Here is a 24,380-nt window from a genome sequence, read left to right on the forward strand (position 1 = left end):
AATTTGGGCAGGACCTCATGCAAAAATCGCCTGAGGCATTATTTCACAAGAACTTAGCCATGGTCAGCCGCACCGCTCATAGCGGATCGCGCGCGCCAGCCAGCAGCCGAGCGTCAGCTCGGTGATCTGTCCGGTCGCATCGCGCTCGGCCGCCAGCGTCCAGTCCCCCGGCGCCGGCGCGTCCATCGAGCGGCGCGTGACGACGAGCCAGAGATCGGGCCCGGCCGGCTGGACGATCTCCGGCCGCCCCGTGCCGAGGAAACCCTCCGCCCAGAGATAGGTCCCGCCGTCGCGGCATTCGATGACGATATCCGCCGCCAGTTCGGCGGAGCGGTAGCGGCCCGCAAGGCGCGCATCGCCGGCCGCCGGCGCCGGCGCGACCGGCACCAGCCGCTCGGAATGGTTTTCCGACATCCGCTGCATCATCAGGTCGGCGCCCGCGCGGGCGAGCTTGACGGTCGCGGAGGCAAGGCCGCCGTCCGAAGTCTCCGAAAGGCTTTCCGGCGACGTGCCGAACCGCAGCGTGGCCGTGTCGAGGCCGGGTTCCAGCCGGGCCAGAAGGCCGGTCTCGCGGCTGATCCATTGCCCACCCCAGCGCTCGCCGAGCGGCTGGGAAACGGGGTGCGGCAGGCCGAGCGCACTGCGCAGCAGCCGGTGCGCCGCGCCATGCGCATCGCCGTGGTGGTTGAACATCACCACGACCGAGAGCCGCGCTTCGGCCGAACAGGCCCGGTAGGCCCGGAACCCGCGCAGCGCGCCGCTATGGCCGGTGACGGCGAGGGCGCCGACGCGCGAATGCTGCAGGCCGAAGCCATAGGCGGCCGCCGCGCCGTCGCGGAAGGTCTGCGGCGCCGCAATCCTACGGTAGAGGCTGTCCGTATCCCCGCGCGTCGCATCGATCCAGCGCTCGTAGGCGATCATGTCGTCGAGCGAGGCGGAGATGCCGGCATCGCCCCGCCAGTAGACGCCGTTGTCCGCCGGCAGGTAGCCGGTGGCATCGGTGCCCTCGTAACCGACCACGCCGTCTTCCGGCCGGCGGGTATCGGCGGTCAGCACCGCGCCGGTCATGCCGGCCGGCTCCCAGATGTGCCGCGCATAGAGCGTCTCGAGCGTTTCGCCGGAGACGTCCTCCAGAAGATCGGAGACGAGGCGGAAATTGCCGTTGCTGTAGGAATAGCGCGTGCCGGGCGCAAAGTGCCCGCTGCGCATGCGCTGGAACACAGCTGCCGCATCCTCGCGCGAAAAGGCCTGCTCGGCCCTGGCGCCATGCAGCACGGTCAGCGCCCAGTAGTCGCGCAGGCCCGACTGGTTGTTGCACAGGTCCCGCACGCGCGGCAGCGGGCCTTCGAAATTCGGCAGATGCGCGGCAAGCCGCCCGTCCAGCGCCTCCGGCGCGCCGCAGGCGGCGAGCATGGCCGCACAGGTGAATTGCTTGGAGACCGAGCAGATCGGCAGCCGCGTTGCGGCCGTCATCGCCTGCCGCGCCTCCAGGCTCGCAAAGCCCCAGGCGCGAAGGGCGACGATGCGTCCCTCGCTGACCACGCCGGCGACCCCGCCCGGCCCGGGAAACCGCACGGGAAGCGCATCCATCTCCGCTTCCAGCCGCCTGTCGTCGATCATGCCCTGCCTGCCTTCCATCCGCGCGCCGCCCGGCGCCTTCACCGCGGGGTTCGCCGCCGAATCCCGTCGCGGGCCATTGTTTCCATCCGCGCCCGCTTCGCAACCCGGCAAATCCGGCCCGGGGCACCATGGATTTACCGGCAAAAGACCGCTACTCCTCGCAGGCGGCGGACCCGGCGAAGACGGGGCCGAAGCTCAGGCAGGGAGGGTGCGCATGCTTGTCGGAATCACGATTTTGCTTGTCTTCCAGTTGATCGGCGAAATGACCGCCTATCTTCTCGGCGGCCTCGTGCCAGGACCAGTGATCGGCATGGCGATGATCGCCGTCGTCCTCACGCTGACCGGCGGCAGGCCGATCCTTCAATCCGCCCACCGGCAGACCCTCGACACGTCGAAGGCGATCCTCGCCAATCTCGGCATACTCTTCGTGCCGGCCGGCGTCGGCATCATCCAGCATCTGGACCTCATCCGCGACCGCGGCCTCGCGCTGCTCGCCATCGTCCTTTTGTCGACCGTCATCACCCTTGCCGCCACCGTCTGGATTTTCATCCTGGTGAAGCGGCTTTGCGGAGGCTATGCGGATGACTGACGGGCTCTGGGTCTATCTCGCCACCTCGCCGCTGCTCTGGCTCGCCGGCACGCTGGTCGTCTGGCTGGCCGCCACGGGCCTTGCCGGGCTCAGCCCAGGGAATCCGCTGCTGAACCCCATCCTCTTCTCCATCGTCGCCATCGCCACCGTGCTCTGTGTCGCGGGGATCGACTATGCCGCCTATTTCGAGGGCGCGCAGTTCATCCATTTCCTGTTGGGTCCGGCGACGGTGGCGCTCGGCATCCCGCTCTACGAGAAACTCTCCCTCGTGAAGAGCAACCTCCTGCCGCTGCTCGCCGCCCTCCTCGCCGGCAGCCTCACAGCGGTGGGCTCGACGGTGTTCTTCAGCCGGCTGTTCGGCTTTTCGCCCGAGGTCGTCGCCTCGCTCGCCCCGAAATCCACGACCGCGGCAGTCGCCATGGCCATCTCCTCCGGCCTTGCGGGGGACCCCGCCCTCACTGCGGCCGTCGTCGTCCTCACCGGTACCTGCGGCGCGATCGTCGTCACGCCGATGATGAACGCCATGCGCATCAGGGACTACAGCGCCCGCGGCTTTGCCGTCGGCCTCGCCTCGCACGGCATCGGCACGGCGCGCGCCTATTCCGTCGATCCGGTCGCCGGCCTGTTCTCGGGCATCGCGATGGGGCTGAACGCGGTGCTCACCTCGCTCATCGTCCATCTCTTCCTGTGACCGCTCACGCGATGGCGAGGATCTCCAGTTCCTGCCCGCCGACGGTCACGAGATCGCCGACGGCCTTGCCCATGAGGAGGCGCGCCACCGGGGCGACATAGGAGATCGAGCCGGCCCTCGGGTCGGCCTCGTCCTCGCCGACGATGCGATAGGTCTGCACCCGCCCGTCGTCGCGGCTGAAGGTGACGGTGCTGCCGAAGGCGACGACGTCGTTCGAAGCGGGGGCGGCGACGAGCTCGGCGGTGCGGATTCGTTCGGCAAGATAGCGCAGGTCCCGCGCCGGGCCGGCCGCCTGCCGCCGGCGCTCGTTGACGTCCTCGACGGTATTCGCCGCCGCATAGGCCTCGCGGGCCTCCTGGAGCTGCGCCTCCAGCGCCTTCAGCCCGCTCTCCGTCACGAGATTAGGATGCGGGGAAATCGCCCGTTCCGGCAGCAGGGTTTCCGCTGCCGTCTCGGCGCTCTCTTCCTTCATGAAGGCAACGCTCATGCTCGAACTCCATTCCTGGCGCGGCAGGCCCCATGGGCCCACGTAAACGGGAACCGTACCTCATCGCCGAAGGAAGGGTCAATTCGTCGACATGCCGCAGGGGATGGTCAGGCCGCCGGCGCCGGCATGGCGACGCCCATCCGCTCCGCGTCGCGGGAAAGCTTCTCCCAGGTCGCCTCGCCGACGGGAACGCCGCCCGACAGCGCCGCCCGCCGCTTGCGGGCCGCGCTGTCGCCGGGCATGCGCACGGCGCCCTTGTTCCAGGCGGCCGGCGGATTGTCCCGGCAGGCCGCCGCGGTCCAGTCCGCCTGGTCGGTGAAGGCGTCGAGGCCGGCGAAGAAGGCCGGGTCCATAACCTGCAGGAAGGCGCTCTGCGCGAAGGTGCCGGGCGCGGTGTTCGCCCTGCCCTTGCCGGAAAGCCCCTGCCCCATGAGGTCGACCATGAGGGCGAGACCGAAGCCCTTGTGCCCCTTGGCCACGCCGCCGAGCGGCATCATCGAGCCGCCGCGCTCGGTGATCTCGCGCGGATCGCGCGTCGGCTCGCCGGTCGCCGTCAGGCCCCAGTCCTGCGGGAAGGCCTCGCCGCGCTTGGCGAGCGTCTGGGTCATGGTGGTCGTGGTGATCGAGCAGGAGACGTCGATCAGGATGGGGTCGCCGGAGGTCGGATAGCCCGCCGCCGTCGGATTGGGCGTCAAGAGCGGCCTTGTGCCGCCGTAGGGCGCCACGCGCGCCGCGCCCGGATTGGAAACGGAGATCTGCACGATGTAGCCGCGCTCCGTCACGCGGCGCATGAAGGCCGAAAGCGCGCAGGTATGGTGGCAGTTGCGGATGGCGGCCGCGACGATGCCGTGGGCGGCGACACGCTCGCAGGCCTGGTCGAGCGCCTTCGTCAAAAGCCAGGCGCCGGGCAGGAGATTGCCGTCCCAGACGAAGGTGCTGCCCCGGTCGGCGACGATGTCGTAGCTGCCGGCCTTCGCCAGCGATCCGTCCTGAAGCGCTTCGAGATACCAGTGCAGCAGGCCGACGCCGTGCGTGTCATGGCCGATCATGTCGCCTTCGACGAGGATGGCGGCGGTGGCTTCGGCCTTGTCCGCCTCCATGCCGGCCCTGGCGAGCATGCGTTCGGCGAAATCGGTCAGGACACGGTGGTCGACATGGGGCATCGGGCTATCCATTCCTCGCGTGGCAGGCGATGCGGGCCGGCCGGGGCCGGCCCGCACGAAGGGCTTACTTGAACTTGATCTGCGAGAGCTGCAGCTCGGAGTTCGTCGCGATCGTCGGCTTGAAGTCCAGCCGCGGCGAGACGCGGGTGAAGCCCACCATGTGGAACATCGGGATATCGGCGATGATCTCCTCGTTGACCTTGGCGAACAGCTCCTTCCACAGCTTGGTGCGCTCGTCGCCGGTCGCCGTCGTCGCCTTCTCGATCATCGCGTCGACGGCCGGATCGACCACCATCGAATGCGCGCCCGTCGAGGCGTATTTGACGAAGGCGGTGAAGACCGGGTCGCCGGTGGCGTTGTCATGCTGCGACTGGGTCAGCGTCGGGCCGGAATCGGCGACATAGGGCGAGACGAAGTAGTTGTTCCACACCGACACGTCGTACATGTCGAGCTTCACGTTGAGGCCGACTTCCTGGAGCATCGCCATGATGGCTTCCATCGCCTCGGTCGCGTTCGGATACTGGCCGTTGCGGCCGATGATGCGGATCTCCTGGTCGACCGGCACGCCGGCGGCCTTCGCCTCCTCGACCAGTTTCTTCGCCTTTTCGGGATCGTAGGGCCAGGCCGGGATATCGGCATTGTAGCCGATGGTCGTCGGCACGACGAGTTGGGTGGCGATCTGCGCCTGCTCGGGGAACAGGGTTCCGAGCATGGCCTGCCGGTCGAGGGCAAGGTTCATCGCCTCGCGGATGCGCCGGTCGTCAAGCGGGGCCTGGCGCGTGTCGATACGCAGCGACGTCGTCTCGGAGTTCGGATAGGCGAAGTCCGTGTCCTTGTTCGTGGCGTCCTGCACCGCGATGGCCGGCACGATGTCCGCCTCCCCGGCCTCGACCATGGCGGCGGCCACGGCACTGTCGGAGCGGAACAGGTAGGTGGCCTGCTCGACGATCGGCTGCTCACCCCAATAATCCGGGTTGCGCTTGAGGACGATGGACTGGCCGACCTCCCACTTGTCGAAGACATAGGCGCCCGTGCCGACGGGGCTGCGCGTGAACTCGTCAGCCGGCGTCGCCTCGGCCGATTCGACCGGCATCACGGTCATCAGCAGCGGCAGGATCGGCTGCGCCGGGTCGGTGGTGATGCGCAGCGTATGCGGGTCGGGGCTCTCGAACGTGAACTCGGTGCCGCCGAAATACTTGCCGCCCACCTCGCAGCTGAACTTCGGGTTCTTGTTGCGCTCGATGGTGAACTGCACGTCCTTGGCGGTGAACTCCTTGCCGTCGTGCCACTTCACGCCGGGCCGCAGCTTGAATTCCCAGGTGTCGGCGTCGATCTGCGACCATTCCGTGGCCAGACGCGGCTTCAGCCCGCCGTTCACATAGTCGAACTCGACGAGCATCTCGTTGACATTCTCGGAAATGACGCGTCCGACGTCCTGACGGGCGGCCATGCAGGGCTCGACCACGTCGACGGTTTCGGCAAGCACGATCGTCACGTTCCTGTTCTCGTCCTGCGCGGCGACGTGGGTGGCGCTCAGCGCCAGCATCGTGGTGGAAAAAAGGATGGCTGCCATGCGGCTTTTCATTTCGGTCTCCTCCCTCGGCGTCCTCCGGGACGCCTGTTTCTGTGATGAAATCCAGACCTGCGGGTCGTGATGGCGATCCGGGCAATTCCCCTCCGAATTGCGGATCAACTAATGCACATGCACACTAATATTCCAGTTTACCTCCTATTTCAAGCTTCGATGAGTCGGTTTGCGGCCAGGAACTGCCGCAGGATGGTCTGTTGGTCGGGCGACAGCGGCCAGGCCGCGGGCGGGCGCGTCGGGCCGCAGTCGCAGCCCATGGCGGCGAGCGCGGCCTTCACCCCGGTGACGTTGGTCCCGTTCATTTCCATGGCGCGCACCACCTCGAAGGGCGCCATGTGGGCGATCAGGCCGCGTGCGGCGGCATAGTCGCCCGCTTCCAGCGCCGCATGGATGGCGATGGAGCGCTCCGGCCAGATGTTGATGAGGCCGGAGGTGAAGCCCCGCGCGCCGACGGCATAGAGCGCCGGCGCCCAGACCTCGGCGAGCCCACCGACCCAGAGGATGCCGGGATCGCAGGCCGCGATGGCCTCGGCGAGCTTCAACGGGTTGGGCGTCGCCCACTTCACCCCGATGACGCCGGGCACGGCGCAGAGCCGGGCGATGGCCGCGGTCCCGATGGTGTCGTTGCGCAGGTAGAGCACCAGGGGCAGTCCCCCGGCGGCCTCCGCCACCCGCTCGACATAGTCCACCACGCCGCGCGGGGCGGCGAAGGGATCGGGCGGCTGATGCACCATGAGGCCCGCCGCGCCGGCGCGGCTGGCCGCCGCCGCCAGCCGACAGGCGTCCTTGACCGACCGCCCCACGCCGGCGACCACGGGCGCGCGGCCGTCGACGAGACCGCAGACCGCAGCGGCCATCGTCTCGGCCTCGTCAACGGTCAGGGCGTAGAATTCGCCGGTATTGCCGTTCGCCACGGGCACATGCAGGCCCGCGGCGAGCGCCCGGTCGAGGATCGGGCTTAGGCGATCCGGCGCGATCCGGTCCTCGGCGTCGAACGGCGTGACGAGGATGCCCGAAATGCCGCCCAGCGCCTGCCTCAGATCGCCCGCCATCACCGTGCCGACGCGATGAGGTCGCGCATCATTTCGACCTCTTCCTCGGAAAGGTCCGTCAGCGGCGCGCGCACCGGGCCGGCGTCGAAGCCGCGCAGGCGCACGCCGGCCTTGACGGCGGAGACGGCATAGCCGCTCTTGCGGTCGCGGATCTTCGCGAAGGGATAGTAGAAGTCGCGCAGCATCTGCGCGCAGGTCGCATCGTCGCCGGCAAGGAAGGCGGCGTGGAACTTCAGCGCCGTCTCGGGGACGAAGTTGAAGACCGCCGAGGAATAGGTCGGCATGCCGGCGCCGCGATAGGCCTGGGCGAAGAGCTCATGCGTCGGCATGCCGCCGATATAGGACAGGCGGTCGCCGAGCATCACCGTCACGCGCCTGACGGTATCGATATCGCCCGTGCCGTCCTTGAAGCCGACGAGGTTGGGGCACTCCTCGGCCAGCTTGGCCAGCTGCTCGGCGGAAACGCGGGCCTGGCCGCGGTTGTAGACGATGACGGCCATGTTCGTCGCCTTGCACACGGCGCGGATGCGGGCGGCGATCCCCTCCGGCGGCGCTTCGGTGAGGTAGTGCGGCAGGAGCAGGATACCGTCGCCGCCCGCCGCCTCGATGTCGCGCGCCAGGTCGCAGGCGATGCGCGTGCCGTAGCCGCAGCCGGCGATGACGGGCGCGTCGCCCGCCACCGCGCGCGCCGTCTTCACGACCTCGACCACCTCGCCCGGCGTCAGCGAGAAGAGTTCGCCGGTTCCGCCCGCCACGATGAGGCCGGCCACCGGATAGGACGACAGCCATTCGAGATGGGCGGCGAAGGGCTTCGACGCGAAACGGTCCTCGGCATCGAAGGGCGTGACCGGGAAGGACAGGAGGCCGTTGCGGATGGTCTCGCGCAAGTCGGTCGGGTGGATCATGATGTTCTCCTCAAGTTCGGTTGCGCCGGTGTTCCGGCAGAAGCGCGGCGGGATATTTTAGTGAGGACGGGCATCGCCGGGCGCACGCGTCCTCCCGGCCGGAACGGGACGTCCCGGCCGTGCAATGGCTTGGTGCCGTAGCTAGCGGCGGGCCTAGCGGCCGTTCGCCGCCCGCCATTCGGCAAAGAGCGACAGGTTGGCCTCGTCGGTCGCCGGGTAGAGCCCGATGATCGTGTGCCCCGCCTTCACCCGCTCGACGACGAAATCCTCGTAGGCGGTCATCTCGACGGCCTCGTTTGCGATCTCGTCGGCGATCTCCGCGGGAATGATGATGACGCTGTCGTCGTCGCCCACCACCACGTCGCCGGGAAAGACCGCGACGTCGCCGCAGCCGATCGGCACGTTGATGTCGATCGCCTCGTGCAGCGTCAGGTTCGTCGGGCTGGAGGGGCGGTTGTGGTAGGCGGGAATGTCGAGTTCGCCGATCACCATGGAATCGCGGAAGCCGCCATCGGTGACCACCCCTGCCCCGCCGCGAGCCATCAGCCGCGTGATCAGGATATCGCCGGCCGAAGCCGCGCGCGGGTCCTTGCGGCTGTCCATGACGAGCACATGCCCTTCGGGGCAGGTCTCGATGGCGAGGCGCTGCGGGTGCTTCGGATCGCGGAAGACGGACATCGGGTTGCGGTCCTCGCGCGCCGGCATGTAGCGCAGCGTGAAGGCCGGTCCCACCATGTTGCGCCCCTTCGCGCGGACGGGACGCACATCCTGGATCGTCTGGTTCCTGAGGCCGCGCTTGTAGAGCGCCGAGCAGAGCGTGGCGACGGAAACGCCCCGCAGCTTTTCACGGGTTTCGGGTTTCATCTGTCCTCCTCAATCGCCGAAGCGGCGGGTTTCAACGGTCCAGTCGCGCGCCTTGCCGGTCAGGCTGCAGCCGAGGCCCGGCCGCGGCGGCACGATCATCCGCCCGTCCCGGATCTCCAGTTCCTCGTTGAAGAGCGGGGCGAGCCAGTCGAAATGCTCCACCCAGGGCTCGTGCGCATAGGCGGCGGCGAGGTGCAAGTGGATCTCCATCGCGAAATGCGGCGCAAGGCGCATGCGCCTGGCCTCGGCCTGGGTGCAGATGCGCAGGAACGGCGTGATGCCGCCGACCCGCGGCGCATCCGGCTGGATGAAATCGACGGCATCCGCCCGGATCAGCGCCATGTGCTCTTCGGCGCTTGCCAGCATCTCGCCGGTGGCGATGGGCGTCGCCAGTTCGCGGGCCAGCGCCGCATGCCCTTCCGCGTCATAGGCGTCCAGCGGCTCCTCGATCCATTCGAGGTTGAGCGGCTCGACCAGACGGCCGAAGCGCAGCGCCGTGGTGCGGTCCCATTGCTGGTTGGCGTCGACCATCAGCGGGGCGCGGCCGGCCAGATGGCGCGTCACCGCGTCGAGGCGCCTCAGGTCCTCCATCGGGTCGGGCTGGCCGACCTTGATCTTGATGCCGCCGATGCCCGCGGCAAGCGACCGGTCGATGGCCGCGCAGATCTCCTCCACGCTGGAGGACAGGAAGCCGCCCGAGGTGTTGTAGCAGGCGACGGCATCGCGATGGGCGCCGAGCAGCTTTGCCAGCGGCAGGCCGGCGCGCTTGGCCTTGAGGTCCCACAGGCAGATGTCCATGGCGGCGATCGCCTGCGTTGCGATGCCGGACCGGCCGACGGAGGCGCCCGCCCAGCAGAGCTTTTCCCACAGCCGCGCGATGTCGTTCGGGTCCTCGCCGATGAGGTTTTCCGCAATCTCGCAGGCATGGGCATAGAGGCCCGGCCCGCCCGCCCGCTTGGAATAGCTGAAGCCGAGGCCGCTATGGCCGGCCTCCGAGGTGATCTCGCAGAACAGGAACGCCACCTCGGTCAGCGGCTTCTGGCGGCCGGTGAGCACCTTGGCATCGCTGATGGGCCGGGCGAGCGGCAGGTAGGCGAGCGAGAGGGTGACGGAGCGGATCGCGTCCTGCCTGGCCGGGCCGGCGGCAAAGCCCGCCTTGGGCGGCTGGGCGGGAATGACGCGGATATGGGGATCGAACACGCTCGCCTCCTCAGTTGATGGCGGGTTCCGGCGTCTTTCCGCCGAACTCGGTGCGCAGGAAATCGAAGTCGCAGCCCTTGTCGGCCTGCTCGATATGCTTGGTGAACATGAAGCCGTAGCCGCGCTCGTAGCGGGGTTCCGGCGCGCGCCAGGCGGCCCGGCGGGCGGCGAGCTCCGCCTCGGGAACCAGCATGTCGAGGCGGCGCTCCGGGATATCGAGCTCGACGATGTCGCCGGTCTTCAAAAGGGCCAGCGGGCCGCCGACGAAGGCCTCGGGCGAGGCATGCAGCACGCAGGCGCCGAAGCTGGTGCCCGACATGCGCGCATCCGAGATGCGCACCATGTCGCGCAGGCCCAGCTTCAGGAGCGCCTTCGGCATCGGGATCATGCCCCATTCCGGCATGCCCGGCCCGCCCTGCGGCCCGGCATTGCGCAGGACGAGCACGGTTTCCGGCGTCAAGGGATAGTCCGGGTCGTCGATGATCTTCTTCAATTCGGGATAGCTGTCGGCGACGAGCGCCGGGCCGCGATGCCGGTGGAACTTCGGATCGCAGGCCGCCGGCTTGATGACCGCGCCGTCCGGCGCGAGGTTGCCTTTCAGGACGGCGAGCGACCCCTCGTGGTAGACGGGATTGGTGAGCGGCCGGATGACGTCGTCGTTCCAGATCCTGACCGCATCGAGCCCTTCGACCAGCGGCCGGCCGGTCACGGTGATCGCGGTCGGGTCGAGCTTGTCGCCGAGCTGCTTCATCAGCGCGCGCAGCCCGCCGGCATAGAAGAAGTCCTCCATGAGATAGGTCGAGCCGGACGGGCGGATATTGGCGATCACCGGCGTCGTGCGGCCGATGCGGTCGAGGTCGTCCAGCTCCAGCGGAACGCCGGCGCGGCGCGCCATGGCGATGAGGTGGATGATGGCATTGGTCGAACAGCCCGTCGCCATCGCCACGGTGACGGCATTGTTGACCGCAGCGGGCGTGATGATCCGGTCCGGCGTCAGGTCCTCCCAGACCATGTCGACGATGCGGCGGCCGCAGGCGGCCGACATGCGCTGGTGGTTGGCGTCGGCGGCCGGGATGGAGGAGGCGCCCGGCAGCGTCAGGCCCATCGCCTCGGCGATCGCCGTCATGGTGGAGGCCGTGCCCATGGTCATGCAATGGCCGTAGCTGCGGGCGATGCCCCCCTCGATGCCCTGCCACTCCTCCTTGGAGATCGTGCCGGCCCGGCGCTCGTCCCAGTACTTGAAGCCGTCCGTGCCGGAACCGAGCGTCTTGCCGGCATAGTTGCCGCGCAGCATGGGGCCGGCCGGAAGGTAGATGAAGGGAATGCCCATCGAGACGGCGCCCATGACAAGGGCGGGCGTGGTCTTGTCGCAGCCGCCCATCAGCACCGCGCCATCGATCGGGTGGGAGCGCAGCAGTTCCTCGGTCTCCATGGCGAGAAGGTTGCGGTAGAGCATGGTCGTCGGCTTGACGAAATTCTCCGACAGCGAGAGCGCCGGAAGCTCCATCGGGAATCCGCCCGCCTGGAGGATGCCGCGCTTGACCCATTCGGCCCGCTCGCGGAAATGCATGTGGCAGGGCTGGGCGTCCGACCAGGTGTTGATGATCGCGATGATCGGCTTGCCCTGCCAGTCCTCCGGCGCATAGCCCATCTGCATCGTCCGCGACCGGTGCCCAAACGACCGCTGGTCGTCCGGCATCATCCAGCGGGCCGAACGCAGCTCTTCGTAGGTCTTCCTCCCAGCCATTTCCGTCTCCTTCCGCAGCCGCCTCCCGGCCGCGCCTTAACATCGATACTAATATTTTAGTTTTACATCTATATCAACACCTATATTTCTATTCTTGTGTATGAGCGGCGCGCCGGATAACACTGCGGGAAAAAGGATCACCATGATGACGACATCGCTTGCCCAGACGTTCGGCCTTTCGGCACCCGGTTTCCCCGCCATCGCGGGAAGCACCGTCCAGCGCGTCTACGACGACCTGCGCAAACGCATCATCACCATCCAGCTGCCGCCGGACACCACCCTGTCGCGCACGGAGCTGACCGAAACCTACGAGGTGAGCCAGACGCCCATCCGCGAGGCGATGCAGCTCCTCAAGCAGGAGGGCCTCGTGCGCATCTATCCGCAGTCGCGCACCGTCGTGACGCGCATCGACGTGCCGCAGATCTACGAGGCGCATTTCCTGCGCGTGGCGCTGGAGACCGAGGTCTGCCGCCGCCTCGCGCTTGAGCCGGACGCCTCCACCGTCACGCGGGCCCGCTCGATCATCAAGATGCAGGAGGCCGTCGCCGACGACCCCGACCAGATGGTCATTTTCCAGGAACTGGACGAGCTGTTCCACCAGACGCTGTTCGCCGGCGTCAAGCGCGGCGGCCTGCACCAGTTGATCCGCGAGCGCTCCGGGCACCTGGAGCGCATCCGCCGCCTGCACCTTCCGGAGAAGGGCAAGGTGATGAACATCCTCACCGGCCACCGCGCGATCGTCGAGGCGATCGCGGCGGGCGACGAGCATGCCGCCATCGCCGCCATCCGCGATCATCTCAGCCGCACCGTCGCCAAGGTCGAGGATCTGCGCCACGAGTTTCCGCACTACTTCGCCTGACGCCGGCGCTCAGTTCACCGGCGTCAGCAGCGGCCTTCCGGAGAAGAAGGCCGCCAGGTTGTCGATGACGAGCTGCGCCATGCGGTCGCGCGTCTCCTCCGTGCCGCTGGCATGGTGCGGATAGAGCACGACATTGTCGAGCGCGGCGAAGGCCGGGTCCGGGTTGGGCTCGTTGTAGTAGACGTCCAGGCCCGCCGAGGCGATCCTTCCCTCTTGAAGCGCGCGGATCAGCGCCGGCTCGTCCACCACCGTGCCGCGCGCGATGTTGACGAGGCTGCCGGCCGGGCCGAGGGCATCGATGACGGCGGCCGAGATCAGCCCTTCGGTTTCCGCCCCGCCGGGCGTCGCCACGAGCAGGATGTCAGCCCATTCGGCCAGCTTCACCGGGTCGTCGAAATAGGCGTAGTCGTTGCCGGCCTTGCGCGATCGGCCGTAGTAGCCGATGGCCAGCCCGACGGCTTCGCAGCGCCGCGCGATGGCAAGGCCGATCCGCCCGAGGCCGACGATGCCGGCCCTCTTGCCGGCCGTCGACGTCGTCAGCGGCAGCATGCCCTTGCGGCCCCAGTCGCCCGAGCGGACATAGCGGTCGCCGACGACGAGCCGACGCCGCGCGGCCAGCATCAGGAGCAGCGCCATGTCGGCGACGTCGTCGAGCAGCACGTCGGAGGTGTTGGTGAGCGTGATGCCGCGCCGGGTCATCGCCGCGACATCCATCTGGTCGTAGCCGGCGGACGAGCAGGCGGCGATCCGGAGGGCGGGCAGCCGCGCCAGGAACGCATCGTCGATCGCCACATGGCCGTTGACGACCATGGCGGTGCAGCGCGGGCCGGCGTCTGCCAGCAGCGCCTCGCGCTCCTCGCCCTTCAGCAGATCGAGGCGGTGCACCGTGTAGGCCTCTTCGAGCAGCGCCATCTGGCGCGGGCGAAGCGGATAGGCAACCAGAACATCGGGTTTCATGCTATGACAAGTCCTTCTTCGAGATTTCGGGCGGCGCGTCGGGCGGCCTGGATGTCGGGATTCGGATCGAGGCTCGCGGCAAGCAGCGCACGCGTATAGGGATGCCGCGGGGCATCGAAGATCTGCCGGACCGGGCCTTCCTCGACGATCTCGCCGGCCCTCATGACGATGACCCGGTCGGCGAAATCGCGCACGACCGGCAGGTCATGGGCGATGAACAGGTAGGAGAGGCCGAATTCGCGCCGCAACCCGTCGAGCAGCGCGATCACCTGCGCCTGGATCGACACGTCGAGGGCGGACACCGCCTCGTCGCAGACGATCAGCTTCGGCTCCATCGCCAGCGCCCGGGCAATGGCGATGCGCTGGCGCTGGCCGCCGGAGAACTGGTGCGGATAGCGCCCAGCCATGTCGGGCTTCAGGCCGACCTTGACCAAGAGTTCGGCCATCTTTTCCTTCCAGCGCGCCTTCGGCAGGATGTCCGGATGGATCACCCAGGCCTCGGAGATAAGCTGGAACACCGTCATGCGCGGATTGAGCGACTGCGTGGGGTCCTGGAACACCATCTGGAGGTCGCGCCGCAGCCCGAACAATTCGCGCGGCGCCATCGTCAGCAGGTCCTTGCCGCGATAGACGATCTCGCCTTCGTCGGGGTCGTCGAGCCGCAACATGGCGCGCGCCAGCGTCGACTTGCCCGAGCCGCTCTCCCCCACCACCGCCACGGTCTCGCCGGGCATGATCGCAAGGTCGATGCCCTTCAGCGCATGGAAGAGGCCGTAGCGCTTGTGCAGGCCGGCCGCCCGGATGAGCGGTTCGCCGGCGCGTTCGCGCGCCTCGGGCATCGCCCCCTTGCCGGGCGCCGCGTCGATCAGCTTGCGCGTATAGGGATGCTGCGGGTTCTGGTATACCGCCGCGGCATCGCCGGTCTCCACGATGCGGCCGCTGTTCATCACCACGACCCGGTCGGCGATCTCGGCGACGACGCCGAGATCGTGGGTGATGAGGAGGAGGCCCATGCCGGTCTCGCGCTGCAACTCCTTCAGAAGCTCCAGGACCTGGGCCTGCACCGTCACGTCGAGCGCCGTGGTCGGCTCGTCGGCGATGAGGATGTCCGGCTTGCAGGCAAGCGCCATGGCGATCATCAGCCGCTGGCGCTGGCCGCCGGAGAACTGGAAGGGATATTTGTGCATCGCCGCCTCGGGCTCCGGGATGCCGACGCGCTGGAGGAGGTCCAGCGTGCGGCGCTGCGCCTCGGCCCTCGGGGCGCCGTGCGTCGTCATCATCTCGCGGATCTGCCAGCCGACGGCATAGACGGGATTGAGATGGGCAAGCGGATCCTGGAAGATCATGGCGATCTTCGCCCCGTTGATCGCCCGGCGCTCCTCCGCGCCCATGGCCAGCATGTCCTTGCCGTTGAAGAGGATCGTACCGGCGGTGATCTTCCCGGGCGGCATGTCGATGAGGTTCATGATCGCCGAGGCGGAGACGGACTTGCCCGAGCCGCTTTCGCCGAGGATGGCCAGCGTCTCGCCGCGGTCGAGATGCCAGCTCACGTCCTCCACGGCCTTGACCGTGCCGGCGACAGTGTGGAACTCGACCGAGAGACCGCGGACGTCCAGAAGGTGCTCAGCCATGCTTGCGGCCTCCCATTTCAAGGCGCCAGCGCTGCGTCGGGTCGAGCGCGATGCGCAGCCAGTTGGAAAGAAGATTGAGCGACAGCGTCGTCAGGATGATCGCAAGGCCCGGCCAGAAGGACAGCCACCAGGCATTGGTGAGATAGGGCCGCCCCTGGCTGACCATGAGGCCCCAGGTGATCTCCGGCGCCTGGATGCCGATGCCGAGGAAGGAGAGCGAGGATTCGGCCAGCATGACGAAGGCGAAGTCGAGCGTGGCGATCGTCACCAGCGTCGGCAGGATCACCGGCAGGATGTGGCGGAAGACGATGCGTCGGTGCAAGGCCCCCATCACGGTCGCCGCCTGCACGAACATGCGCTCGCGCACCTCCAGCACCTCCGCGCGCGTGGTGCGCAGGTAGATCGGAATGCGCGTGACGGCGAGCACCAGCACGATATTGGCGACGGAGGGCTCCAGCATGTAGAGCACGATGACGGCGAGCAGCAGCGAGGGGAAGGACATGATGACGTCGCCGAGCCGCATGATCCACTGGCTGGAAGACCGCCGGCTGTAGCCGGCCACCAGCCCCAGCGTGCCGCCGACGAGCGAGGAGGCGAGCACCGCGGCCCCGGCGACCAGCATCGTGTTCTGCGCCGCCACGACGATGCGCGCCAGGAGCGGTCGGCCCAGCGCGTCGGCGCCGAGCACGTAGAGCCAGCCGCGCGCGATGTCGAACGGCGGCGCATTGCGGCCGCGCAGGTTCTGCTTCGTGGCGACCGCCTCGAGCAGCAGGGGGCCGAAGACCGCACAGAGCACCGCCAGCAGCAGGAACAGCGCGGCGAAGAAGGCGAACTTGTCCGCCCACAGCATGGAGAACCAGCGGGCCAGCGGACCGTTCGGTTTCCGCGCGGAGAGAGTTTGCGTTTCTGTCATGGTCATCGCTCAATACCGGATACGGGGATCGAGCAGCGCATAGGCGAGGTCGATCAGCAGGTTCATGAGGAAGATCGCCAGGGCCGAGACCATGATCACGGCAAGGACGACGGCGAAATCGCGCAGCAGGATCGAATCGATCATCAGCTTGCCGAGGCCCGGAAAGCCGAAGACCGTCTCGACCACGACCGCGCCGTTGAGGATCGCCGCCGCCTGGTCGCCGATAACGGTGATGACCGGCAGCATGGCGTTGCGCAGGCCGTGCACGAAGATGATGCGCGGCGTGCGCACGCCCTTGGCCCGCGCAGTCTTCACATAGGCCGAGGAGAGCACGTTGATCATCGAGCCGCGCACCACCTGCAGGATCAGGCCGAAGGGGCGGATGAAGAGCACGCTGACGGGCAGGATCCAGTGCAGCGCGCTGCCCGTTCCCGAGGTCGGCAGCCAGTGCAGGTTGACCGCGAAGATGACGATGGCGACGATGGCGAGCCAGAAATCGGGCGCGGAGGCGCCGATCAGCGAGAAGAAGGTGGCGATCCGGTCGAAGACGCCGCCGACGCGGAAGGCGGCGAGCGCCCCGATGACGATCGCTGCCGCCGTCACGCAGCTCATGGTGATGAGCGCGAGCCAGAGCGTCCAGGAGAAGGCTTCCAGCACCACCTCCATCGCCGGCCGCGCCTGGCGCAGCGACTGGCCGAAATCGAGCTGCACGAGATCGGCGACATAGCGGCCGAACTGCACGACCAGCGGGTCGTTGAAGCCGTGCATCTGGCGGAACTGCTCGCGCATCTCCACGGACGCGTCGAGCGGCAGGTAGAGGTCGGTCGGATCTCCCGTCAGCCTCGACAGGAAGAATACCAGGACGACGAGCCCCACCAGCGAAACACCGCTGGCTATGGCCCGCTTGCCGATGAATGATTTCATGCCACTCCTCCCGAGCGAGAATTTCATGGGTCCGTGCCGCCCGTCGCCGCCTTGGCGACCGGCCGTCCCGCCGGCGCCGACACGCCTGCCAACCAGGCCGGCGGTGTCTCCTCGAACCCAACTCAAGTAATATATTAGTACATCTGAGATTTTTGGGAACCCTTTTTTCGCCTTCGGCAAAATCAGTCGCCGCCAAGGCTCCGGCGACGCAGCCAGCGCGCGCCGCCGGCCGCCAGAAGCGCCGCGCCGAAGATGATCGCCGCACCGATCCACGTCGTCGCCGGCGCGACCTCGCCGAAGAACAGGAAGGCCAGCACCGCCACGACCGGCAGGCGCAAAAAATCCAGTGGGGCGAGGAACGACGCGCTCACCATGGCGAAGGCCCGCGTGATGAGCGCCATGTTGAGCGCGCCCAGCCCGCCCTGCAGGGCCAGCAGGCCGAGTTGCGCCGGGCTCGGCGTCGTCCAGACCGGCAGGGCGGCGAGAAGGCCCAGCGGCGCCATGGTCAGAAGATTCCAGGCCACCAGCCGGTCGGTCGTGTCGCGCAGCGCCATGCACCGCAGGATCAGCTGGCTCACCGCCGTCAGGATCGCGCCGGCAAGGGCGAAGAGCAGCCATGGATCGAACGTGCCCGCGCCGGGCCGTATGATGATGACGATGCCGACGAAGCCGGCCAGCACGCCGCCGACCACGGACAGCGCCACCTTCTCCTTGAGAAAGAGCCAGGCGCCGAGCGTGAGGAAGATCGGCATGGTGAAGTTGATCGCCGTGGCGTCGGCGAGCGGGGCGTGGCCGAAGGCGATGAACAGGGCGACGAGCGAGGCGAACTTCAGGCCCGCGCGCACGACATGCAGGGTCCGGTACGGCGACGCCGTGAGCTCCAGCCGCCGCAACAGGAAGGGCAGCACGGCAAGAAGGCCGAACAGCGCCCGGAAGAACGCGATGATCAACGGATGAACGCCGCCCGCAAGCGAGCGCACGATCACTGCGTCGAGCCCGGCCAGCACGGCCGCGCTTACCATGATGAGCACCGCCGCGCCCGTCCGCGGCCCCGGCACCGGCGCCTTCACGCAGAACGACCCGCCGCCCTGTCCTGGATGTGGAACGCCATGGCCTCTCCTCCGCATAGATCTTTGCGGAGGAGAACTTACGGCATGGCAGCGCCATGATCCATACTAAAATATAAGAATATTAGTACGGAAGAGCGGCTCTGTCATGGCCCGGCGCCGGCCTGCACCACCGTGACGGCGATCATGTGGAAGACGTCGTCGGCGTTGCAGCCGCGCGGGAGATCGTTGGCGGGCCTGGCGAGGCCCTGCAGGATCGGGCCGATGGCAGCGGCACCGCCGATGCGCTGGGCGATCAGTCTCGTGCGCGCGCGCAGTTCCAGAACCGGATGCCAGCCTTCGGGAACAGGTCCGACACCGGCATCGTGGCCGAGCCGAGGCCGTGCATCGGCAGAACCTTGACGAAGGCTTCCTATGTGGTCATCTTCATGGCGGGGTTCCTTTCTGATTTCAATGGATTAGAGGATTTCGTCGCGCAGGTAGTACCCGCGGCACATGCCCCATTGGCCGAGGCGGCGGAACGGCGTCAGCAGGCCGTGGCTCGGCAGCGGAGAGGTGAAGATGGGAAGGTCGAGGCCGGCGCCCTTGCCGGCGACCTCACGCCGAGCCATCATTCGCCGACGGGCGCCACCGTGCCGATCGACCGGCGCACGCGGCTGCTCCAGGCGGCGGCGGAGAAGGATTTCGTCATCGTCGAGGACGACTACGAGTTCGAGATCAGCTATCTCGCCCCGCCCTCACCGGCGCTGAAGGCCTTCGATTCCACGGGGCGCGTGCTCTATATCGGCAGCTTCTCGAAGTCGCTCTTCCCAGGGCGGCGGCTCGGCTATCTCGTCGCGCCCGCCCCCCCTTCATCCGCGAGGCGCGCGCCTATTTCCTGGCGCTCGGCCATTACGACGCCGTGCTGCACCGCATGCGCCAACATCGTCGAGGGCGTCTACGCATCAGGGCGGGCATCGATCGCCTCATGGAGGCTTGAGGTCGGCGCAAATCCTCAGTCGAGCACGTCGAGGTCCCGGCTGTGGCCCCAGAACATGCGCGGCGTTTCCAGCGCGTATCCGAGGTCGAGCCGGTCGATCATGCGCTCGGCCTCGCGCTGCGCCGCGTCGAGCACGGCATCCTGATCGACATGGAGGGGCACCCGGTCGCGCAGCAGCACCTTGCCGCCGACAAGCACGGTGTGCACATCATTGCCATTGGCGAAACAGGTGACGCGGAATTCCGGCATGTGGGCCGGGTAGAGATGCGGGCGGCGCAGGTCGACGAGGATGACGTCCGCCTTCTTGCCCGGCTCCAGCGAGCCGATCTCGGCTTCGAGGCCGAGCACGCGGGCGGCGTCGATGGTGCACATTTCCAGGGCCTTGCCCGGCGGCAACCAGCTCGGATCGTGGAAATGGGTGCGATGGTAGTGCATGCATTGCTGCATGTGGCGGAACATGTCGGCCGAACGGTCCGGCGCCGTCGCATCCGAGCCGATGGCGACGGTGACGCCCGCATCCAGCAGTTCGGTCACCGGGCAGCGCGCCAGGATGGCGGCGACGGCGCTCGGATTGTGCACGATGGTCGTGCCGGTCCCCGCGCAGATCGCGATTTCCTCCTCATCGAGGCCCGTCGCATGGGAGAGCAACGTCCCGGGGCCGAGAATGCCGATCTCGTGCGCGATGCGCACGCTGCCCGCGGTGTGGCCGTCCTGGGTGAAGACGAGGCCGCGCTCCTCGGCATAGCGCTTGACCGCGCGCGACTGGGCGACGGCCTCGTCCGCGCTGGCGGCATCCCGATAGCCCCGATGCAGCGTCGGCGTCAGCAGGGCGAGATGCAGGCGGCCGTCATTGCTGCCGTGCCAGCGGTCGATCAGCGCCTTGCAGGTGGCAAACTGCCGGTCGAAGGAGACGGGATAGTCCGTGCGCGTCTCGCCGTCCCAGCGCGCATAGGTCAAGGGATGCGGCGGGCGCGTCGTGCCGACGGCGACCACGGAGCGCGTGCCGATGCCGAGCACGCCCTCCATATGGGCATCGCCATAGACCGGCTCGTCCGTGCGCATGACGGAATCCCCGCCCCCAAGCAACGAGACGCCGGTCGTCACACCGAAGCGCAGGCGCTCCAGCGCGGCAAGCTGCGCTTCGGCGAACCAGAAGTCCGGCGTCGAGCCGACCGTATAGGCGCCGCGGCACGCCTGATACCACGGATCGCTCCTGCCGCCGCCCAGCGTCTTGATCAACCCGTGGCCGGCATGGGCATGGGCGTCGACGAAACCCGGCATGATCGCCATGCCGCGCGCATCGATGACCTCGCGGGCCGGATGCGCAGCCTCCACCTCAGCGGTCGGTCCGACGGCGACGATGCGGTCGCCGGTGATCGCCACCGCGCCGTCGGGGATGATGCGGCGCTCCGGATCGATGGCGATGACCACGCCGTTCTTGATGAGGATATCGGCCATGGCGGTCTCCGGTTTATTCCGCGGCCTGCCGCGAAAGGATGCGGTCGAGCGAGGGCGCGAGGCGCAGCAGTTCCTTGGTGTAGTCGTGCTGCGGCGCGGTGAACAGCGCCTCGGTCTGCGCCAGTTCGACGATCTCGCCCGATTTCATCACGGCGATGCGGTCGCACATCTGGCGGATCACCGCGAGGTCGTGGCTGATGAACAGCATGGAGAGGCCGGCAAGGTCGCGCAGGTCCTTCAGGAGGTTCAGAAGCTGCGCCTGCACCGACACGTCGAGCGCCGAGGTCGGCTCGTCGCAGATCAGCAGCGACGGGCGCGGCCCGAGCGCGCGGGCAATGGCGATGCGCTGGCGCTGGCCGCCGGAAAAGGCGTGCGAGAAGCGTCCACCGGCATCGGCCGGCAGGCCCACCGCCTCCAGCAGCGTCCTTGCGTCCTGCCGGGCCTCCTCCGCATTGGCGGCGAGCTTGTAGAACAGGATGGGCTCGGCGATGGCGGAATTGATGCGCAGGCGCGGATTGAGCGCCGAATAGGGATCCTGGAACACCATCTGCAGCGACTGGCGGACGGACTTCTCGCGTTTCGCACCGAGCGCCGTGCCCTGAAAATCGATGGTGCCGGAACTCTGGGCGACGAGGCCGGCGATGGTGTTGGCGACGGTGGTCTTGCCACAGCCGGATTCGCCGACCAGCCCGAAGATCTCGCCACGGCGCACATCGAAGGAAACGCCCTTCACCGCCCGGAAGACCGAGCTTTTCCGGCCGGGGATCAGCGAGCGCCCGCCATATTCGATCACGAGGTCCTTGACGGAGAGCACCACCTCGTCGCGGCTTCCCGTTTCGCTCCGCGTGCTCTTGCTGCGCACATTGGCGCGCGCATCGAGCGTCACCTGCGTTTCCTCGCTCGGCACCGGCAGGCGTTCGAGCCGGGTTTCGATCGGCGGCACGGCGGCGATCAGCGTGCGGGCATAGGGCGCCTTCGGCGCGGTCAGCACCGCATGCGCCGAACCGCTTTCCACCACCGCGCCGTTCTGCATGATGGTGACGCGGTCGGCGATCTCGGCGACGACGCCCATATTGTGAGTCACCAGCAGCACGCCGACACCGCGCTGGTCCGCAAGATCGCGGATCAGTTTGAGGATCTGCGCCTGCACGGACACGTCGAGCGCGGTCGTCGGTTCGTCGGCGACGATGAGCTGCGGGCCGCAGGCGAGCGCCGTCGCGATGACGACGCGCTGGCGCTGGCCGCCGGAAAGCTGGTGCGGATAGGAGCCGAGCCGGCGTTCGGGCTCGGGAATGCCGACGGCCTTCATCAGCTCCAGCGCGCGGGCTTTCGCCTGCGGGCGGGAGAGCTTCAGATGCGCCAGCATGCCCTCGCAAAGCTGGCTTTCCACGGTGAAGAGCGGGTTGAGGCTCGTCATCGGGTCCTGAAAGATCGCGCCGACATCGCGGCCGGGCACGATGCCCTCGGTCCGGCCGGTGCGCAGGTCGATCGGCTTGCCGGCGATTTCGATCGAGCCGGAGACGATTTTGCCGGGCGCTTGCAGGAGGCCCATCAGCGCATTGCCGACAGTGGTCTTGCCCGCGCCGGATTCGCCGACGAGGGCATGGATCTCGCCGGGGCGGATGAGAAGGTCGATATCCTTCACGGCGACGAGCGTATCGCCATTGGCCAGCGGATATTCGACGCGCAGCTGCCGGATGTCGAGGACGGGGGTCTGGGTGTCGGTCATCTCAGCGGGCCATCAGTTTCGGGTTGAAGCGGTCGCGCAGATAATCGCCGATCACGTTGACGGCGAGCACGAGGATGACGAGGACGGCCGCCGGCATCACGGCGATCCACCAGAGGCCGGAGAACAGGAACTGGTTGCCGATGCGGATCAGCGTGCCGAGCGAGGGATAGGTCGGCGGCATGCCGGCGCCGAGGAAGGAGAGCGTCGCCTCCGTCAGGATCGCGCCGGCAAGGTTGATGGTGGCGATGACCATGACCGAGCTCATGACGTTCGGCAGGATATGGCGGCCCATGATGCGGCCGGGCGGCAGGCCGATCACCTTGGCGGCGCGCACATAGTCGCGCGCGACCTCCACCATGGTGGAGGCGCGCACCGTGCGGGCATATTGCACCCATTCGTTGATGGCGATCGAGAAAATCAGGACGAGCGGCGCCCAGGTGAGCATCGTGTCGGCGCTGAGCTGCGCGCGGGCAATGCCGCTGACGAGGAGCGCGACGAGGATCGTCGGGAAGCTGACCAGCACGTCGGCGATGCGCATCACCACATTGTCGATGAGGCCGCCGAAGAAACCGGCGACAAGGCCGAGCACCACGCCGAGCGCGGCGGCGAAGAGCACCGCGCCGAGGCCGATGACGACGGAGATCCTGAGGCCGAACAGGATGACCGAGACGAGGTCGCGGCCCTGGTTGTCCGTGCCGAGCAGGAAGCGCGGATCGCCGCCGTCCATGAAGGCGGGCGGGATCTCCATGTCGATCAGCGAATAGGAGGAGACGTCGCGCGGATCCATCGGCGCGATCAGCGGAGCGAAGAGGACGAGCACGAGCATGCTGGCGAGCACCAGGCCGGCGATCATCACGGAAACCGGCGGCAGCCGGCGCATCAGGGATTGCGTGGCCATTATCGTGTCCTCAGGCGCGGATCGATGAAGGTGTAGAGAATGTCGACGACCATGTTGATCATGACGAAGAGGAAACCGACGAAGAGCAGGTAGGCGGCAAGAACAGGCACATCGGGATAGCCGACGGCATTGGTGAAGAGCAGGCCCATGCCCGGCCACTGGAACACCGTCTCGGTGACGATGGCGAAGGCGATGAGCTGGCCGATCTGCAGGCCGGTGACGGTGACGACCGGCATCAGCGCGTTGCGCAGCGCAAGCCGGCCGTAGATATAGGCGCGCGGCAGGCCGCGGGCAAAGGCGAAGCGGATATAGTCCGACGACAGGACGTCGATCATCTCCGAACGCACCAGCCGCATGATCAGGGTCAGCTGGAAGAGCGCCAGCGTGATCGACGGCAGGATCAGCGACTTCAGCCCTGAAAGACTGAGGAACCCCGTCTGCCAGAAGCCGAGATCGACCAGATCGCCGCGGCCGGAGGACGGCAGCCAGCGCAGGTTGACGGCGAAGACCAGGATCAAGAGCAGGCCGGTGACGAAGGTGGGCATGGAGATGCCGACCAGCGTCGTCGCCTGGGTGAGCCGCGACAGGAAGGAATGCGGCTTCAGGGCGCAGAGGACGCCGAGCGGAATGCCGACCGCGAGCGCCAGGAACGTCGCGACGATGACGAGTTCCAGCGTGGCGGGCAGCCGGCTCATCAGCAGGCTCACCACCGGCTGCTGGTAGCGAAAACTCGTGCCGAGATCGCCGGTCAGCACCTGGCCGACGAAATCGACGAACTGCGTGAGGATCGGCTTGTCGAGGCCGAGCGCCATGCGCAGCGCCTCCTTCTCCGCCTGGGTCGCGCCTTCGCGCACCATGGAGGAGATCGGATCGCCGACGAAGCGGAACATGACGAAGGCGATGGCGGTGACGGCGATCATCACGAGGATGGCCTGAAGCAGCCTCATCGAGAAAAGTCTGAACATCGGAATAGTCCTTGCGAGCGATCAGGCCTCCAAACGGGCGAAAAACCGGGCCGTTTCGCTCTGTCCCCTCCATGCCAGCGGCTTCTGGAGGGGT

The 24,380-nt window shown here is 67.8% G+C and carries 21 protein-coding genes and 3 pseudogenes; 4 read left to right on the forward strand and 20 right to left on the reverse strand.

Going from position 1 to position 24,380, the window contains the following annotated elements:
- Nucleotides 1-63: 63 nt before the first annotated feature.
- Nucleotides 64-1,638 carry a D-aminopeptidase gene (locus AB3G45_RS04960; RefSeq protein WP_367829528.1) on the reverse strand — a complete coding sequence of 525 codons (1,575 nt, stop codon included), beginning with the start codon at nucleotides 1,636-1,638 and terminating at the stop codon, nucleotides 64-66.
- Nucleotides 1,639-1,834: 196 nt separating this feature from the next.
- Between AB3G45_RS04960 and AB3G45_RS04965 the strand changes: the two genes are divergently transcribed.
- The gene (locus tag AB3G45_RS04965; protein WP_367829529.1) at nucleotides 1,835-2,209 is read left to right on the forward strand and encodes a CidA/LrgA family protein; all 375 of its coding nucleotides are present in this window, start codon (nucleotides 1,835-1,837) and stop codon (nucleotides 2,207-2,209) included.
- A complete protein-coding gene (locus AB3G45_RS04970; protein WP_367829530.1) occupies nucleotides 2,202-2,900 on the forward strand; it encodes an LrgB family protein in 699 nt (232 codons plus the stop codon). The genes AB3G45_RS04965 and AB3G45_RS04970 overlap by 8 nt, the downstream gene beginning before the upstream one ends.
- A 4-nt stretch (nucleotides 2,901-2,904) precedes the next feature.
- Here the strand turns inward: AB3G45_RS04970 and greA are convergent, their stop codons facing one another.
- From greA to araD, 8 genes are all read right to left on the reverse strand, one after another.
- Nucleotides 2,905-3,387 (reverse strand): transcription elongation factor GreA, encoded by a 483-nt coding sequence (gene greA / locus AB3G45_RS04975; RefSeq protein WP_367829531.1) that lies wholly within the window; start codon nucleotides 3,385-3,387, stop codon nucleotides 2,905-2,907.
- A 107-nt stretch (nucleotides 3,388-3,494) separates the two neighbouring features.
- Nucleotides 3,495-4,550, reverse strand: coding sequence for an Ldh family oxidoreductase (locus AB3G45_RS04980; protein WP_367829532.1), 1,056 nt, complete (start codon nucleotides 4,548-4,550; stop codon nucleotides 3,495-3,497).
- Between the two features lie 64 nt (nucleotides 4,551-4,614).
- On the reverse strand, nucleotides 4,615-6,135 hold the full coding sequence (locus AB3G45_RS04985; protein WP_367829533.1) for an ABC transporter substrate-binding protein: 1,521 nt from the start codon (nucleotides 6,133-6,135) through the stop codon (nucleotides 4,615-4,617).
- 149 nt (nucleotides 6,136-6,284) lie between these two features.
- Nucleotides 6,285-7,190 carry a dihydrodipicolinate synthase family protein gene (locus AB3G45_RS04990; protein WP_367829534.1) on the reverse strand — a complete coding sequence of 302 codons (906 nt, stop codon included), beginning with the start codon at nucleotides 7,188-7,190 and terminating at the stop codon, nucleotides 6,285-6,287.
- A complete protein-coding gene (locus tag AB3G45_RS04995; RefSeq protein ID WP_367829535.1) occupies nucleotides 7,190-8,095 on the reverse strand; it encodes a 5-dehydro-4-deoxyglucarate dehydratase in 906 nt (301 codons plus the stop codon). The genes AB3G45_RS04990 and AB3G45_RS04995 overlap by 1 nt, the downstream gene beginning before the upstream one ends.
- 153 nt (nucleotides 8,096-8,248) lie before the next feature.
- The gene (locus AB3G45_RS05000; RefSeq protein WP_367829536.1) at nucleotides 8,249-8,959 is read right to left on the reverse strand and encodes a ribonuclease activity regulator RraA; all 711 of its coding nucleotides are present in this window, start codon (nucleotides 8,957-8,959) and stop codon (nucleotides 8,249-8,251) included.
- 9 nt (nucleotides 8,960-8,968) lie between these two features.
- On the reverse strand, nucleotides 8,969-10,159 hold the full coding sequence (locus AB3G45_RS05005; protein ID WP_367829537.1) for a mandelate racemase/muconate lactonizing enzyme family protein: 1,191 nt from the start codon (nucleotides 10,157-10,159) through the stop codon (nucleotides 8,969-8,971).
- 10 nt (nucleotides 10,160-10,169) lie between these two features.
- The gene (gene araD, locus AB3G45_RS05010; protein WP_367829538.1) at nucleotides 10,170-11,906 is read right to left on the reverse strand and encodes an L-arabinonate dehydratase; all 1,737 of its coding nucleotides are present in this window, start codon (nucleotides 11,904-11,906) and stop codon (nucleotides 10,170-10,172) included.
- 145 nt (nucleotides 11,907-12,051) lie between these two features.
- Here araD and AB3G45_RS05015 point away from each other — a divergent pair, with 145 nt between their 5' ends.
- Nucleotides 12,052-12,765, forward strand: a complete 714-nt coding sequence (locus tag AB3G45_RS05015) for a GntR family transcriptional regulator (protein ID WP_367829857.1) — start codon at nucleotides 12,052-12,054, stop codon at nucleotides 12,763-12,765.
- 9 nt (nucleotides 12,766-12,774) lie between these two features.
- Here AB3G45_RS05015 and AB3G45_RS05020 read toward each other — a convergent pair whose 3' ends face one another.
- From AB3G45_RS05020 to AB3G45_RS05050, 7 genes and pseudogenes are all read right to left on the reverse strand, one after another.
- Entirely contained in the window at nucleotides 12,775-13,722 is a 948-nt protein-coding gene (locus AB3G45_RS05020; RefSeq protein ID WP_367829539.1) for a 2-hydroxyacid dehydrogenase, read from the reverse strand.
- Nucleotides 13,719-15,353, reverse strand: coding sequence for an ABC transporter ATP-binding protein (locus tag AB3G45_RS05025; RefSeq protein ID WP_367829540.1), 1,635 nt, complete (start codon nucleotides 15,351-15,353; stop codon nucleotides 13,719-13,721). Before AB3G45_RS05025 ends, AB3G45_RS05020 begins: the two co-directional genes overlap by 4 nt.
- On the reverse strand, nucleotides 15,346-16,272 hold the full coding sequence (locus AB3G45_RS05030; RefSeq protein WP_367829541.1) for an ABC transporter permease: 927 nt from the start codon (nucleotides 16,270-16,272) through the stop codon (nucleotides 15,346-15,348). Before AB3G45_RS05030 ends, AB3G45_RS05025 begins: the two co-directional genes overlap by 8 nt.
- A gap of 3 nt (nucleotides 16,273-16,275) precedes the next feature.
- On the reverse strand, nucleotides 16,276-17,190 hold the full coding sequence (locus tag AB3G45_RS05035; RefSeq protein ID WP_367829542.1) for an ABC transporter permease: 915 nt from the start codon (nucleotides 17,188-17,190) through the stop codon (nucleotides 16,276-16,278).
- A gap of 182 nt (nucleotides 17,191-17,372) precedes the next feature.
- Nucleotides 17,373-18,212 carry a DMT family transporter gene (locus tag AB3G45_RS05040; RefSeq protein WP_367829858.1) on the reverse strand — a complete coding sequence of 280 codons (840 nt, stop codon included), beginning with the start codon at nucleotides 18,210-18,212 and terminating at the stop codon, nucleotides 17,373-17,375.
- A 191-nt stretch (nucleotides 18,213-18,403) separates the two neighbouring features.
- Nucleotides 18,404-18,553, reverse strand: a pseudogene (locus AB3G45_RS05045) (phosphate acyltransferase); the annotation flags it as partial.
- A gap of 162 nt (nucleotides 18,554-18,715) precedes the next feature.
- A pseudogene (locus AB3G45_RS05050) lies at nucleotides 18,716-18,883 on the reverse strand (FAD-dependent oxidoreductase); the annotation flags it as partial.
- Between AB3G45_RS05050 and AB3G45_RS05055 the strand changes: the two are divergent.
- Nucleotides 18,854-19,188: pseudogene (locus AB3G45_RS05055) on the forward strand (aminotransferase class I/II-fold pyridoxal phosphate-dependent enzyme); the annotation flags it as partial. The pseudogenes AB3G45_RS05050 and AB3G45_RS05055 overlap by 30 nt on opposite strands.
- A 63-nt stretch (nucleotides 19,189-19,251) precedes the next feature.
- Here the strand turns inward: AB3G45_RS05055 and AB3G45_RS05060 are convergent.
- The 4 genes from AB3G45_RS05060 to AB3G45_RS05075 are packed head-to-tail and all read right to left on the reverse strand — an operon-like array spanning nucleotide 19,252 to nucleotide 24,286.
- Nucleotides 19,252-20,694 (reverse strand): amidohydrolase family protein, encoded by a 1,443-nt coding sequence (locus AB3G45_RS05060; RefSeq protein WP_367829543.1) that lies wholly within the window; start codon nucleotides 20,692-20,694, stop codon nucleotides 19,252-19,254.
- Nucleotides 20,695-20,707: 13 nt separating this feature from the next.
- The gene (locus AB3G45_RS05065) at nucleotides 20,708-22,423 is read right to left on the reverse strand and encodes a dipeptide ABC transporter ATP-binding protein (protein ID WP_367829544.1); all 1,716 of its coding nucleotides are present in this window, start codon (nucleotides 22,421-22,423) and stop codon (nucleotides 20,708-20,710) included.
- A 1-nt stretch (nucleotide 22,424) separates the two neighbouring features.
- Nucleotides 22,425-23,321: an ABC transporter permease gene (locus AB3G45_RS05070; protein ID WP_367829545.1), complete on the reverse strand. Its 897-nt coding sequence runs from the start codon at nucleotides 23,319-23,321 to the stop codon at nucleotides 22,425-22,427.
- A complete protein-coding gene (locus AB3G45_RS05075) occupies nucleotides 23,321-24,286 on the reverse strand; it encodes an ABC transporter permease (protein ID WP_367829546.1) in 966 nt (321 codons plus the stop codon). Before AB3G45_RS05075 ends, AB3G45_RS05070 begins: the two co-directional genes overlap by 1 nt.
- Nucleotides 24,287-24,380: the final 94 nt, after the last annotated feature.

This window comes from Shinella sp. S4-D37 (genome assembly GCF_040812195.1).
GTDB lineage: Bacteria > Pseudomonadota > Alphaproteobacteria > Rhizobiales > Rhizobiaceae > Shinella.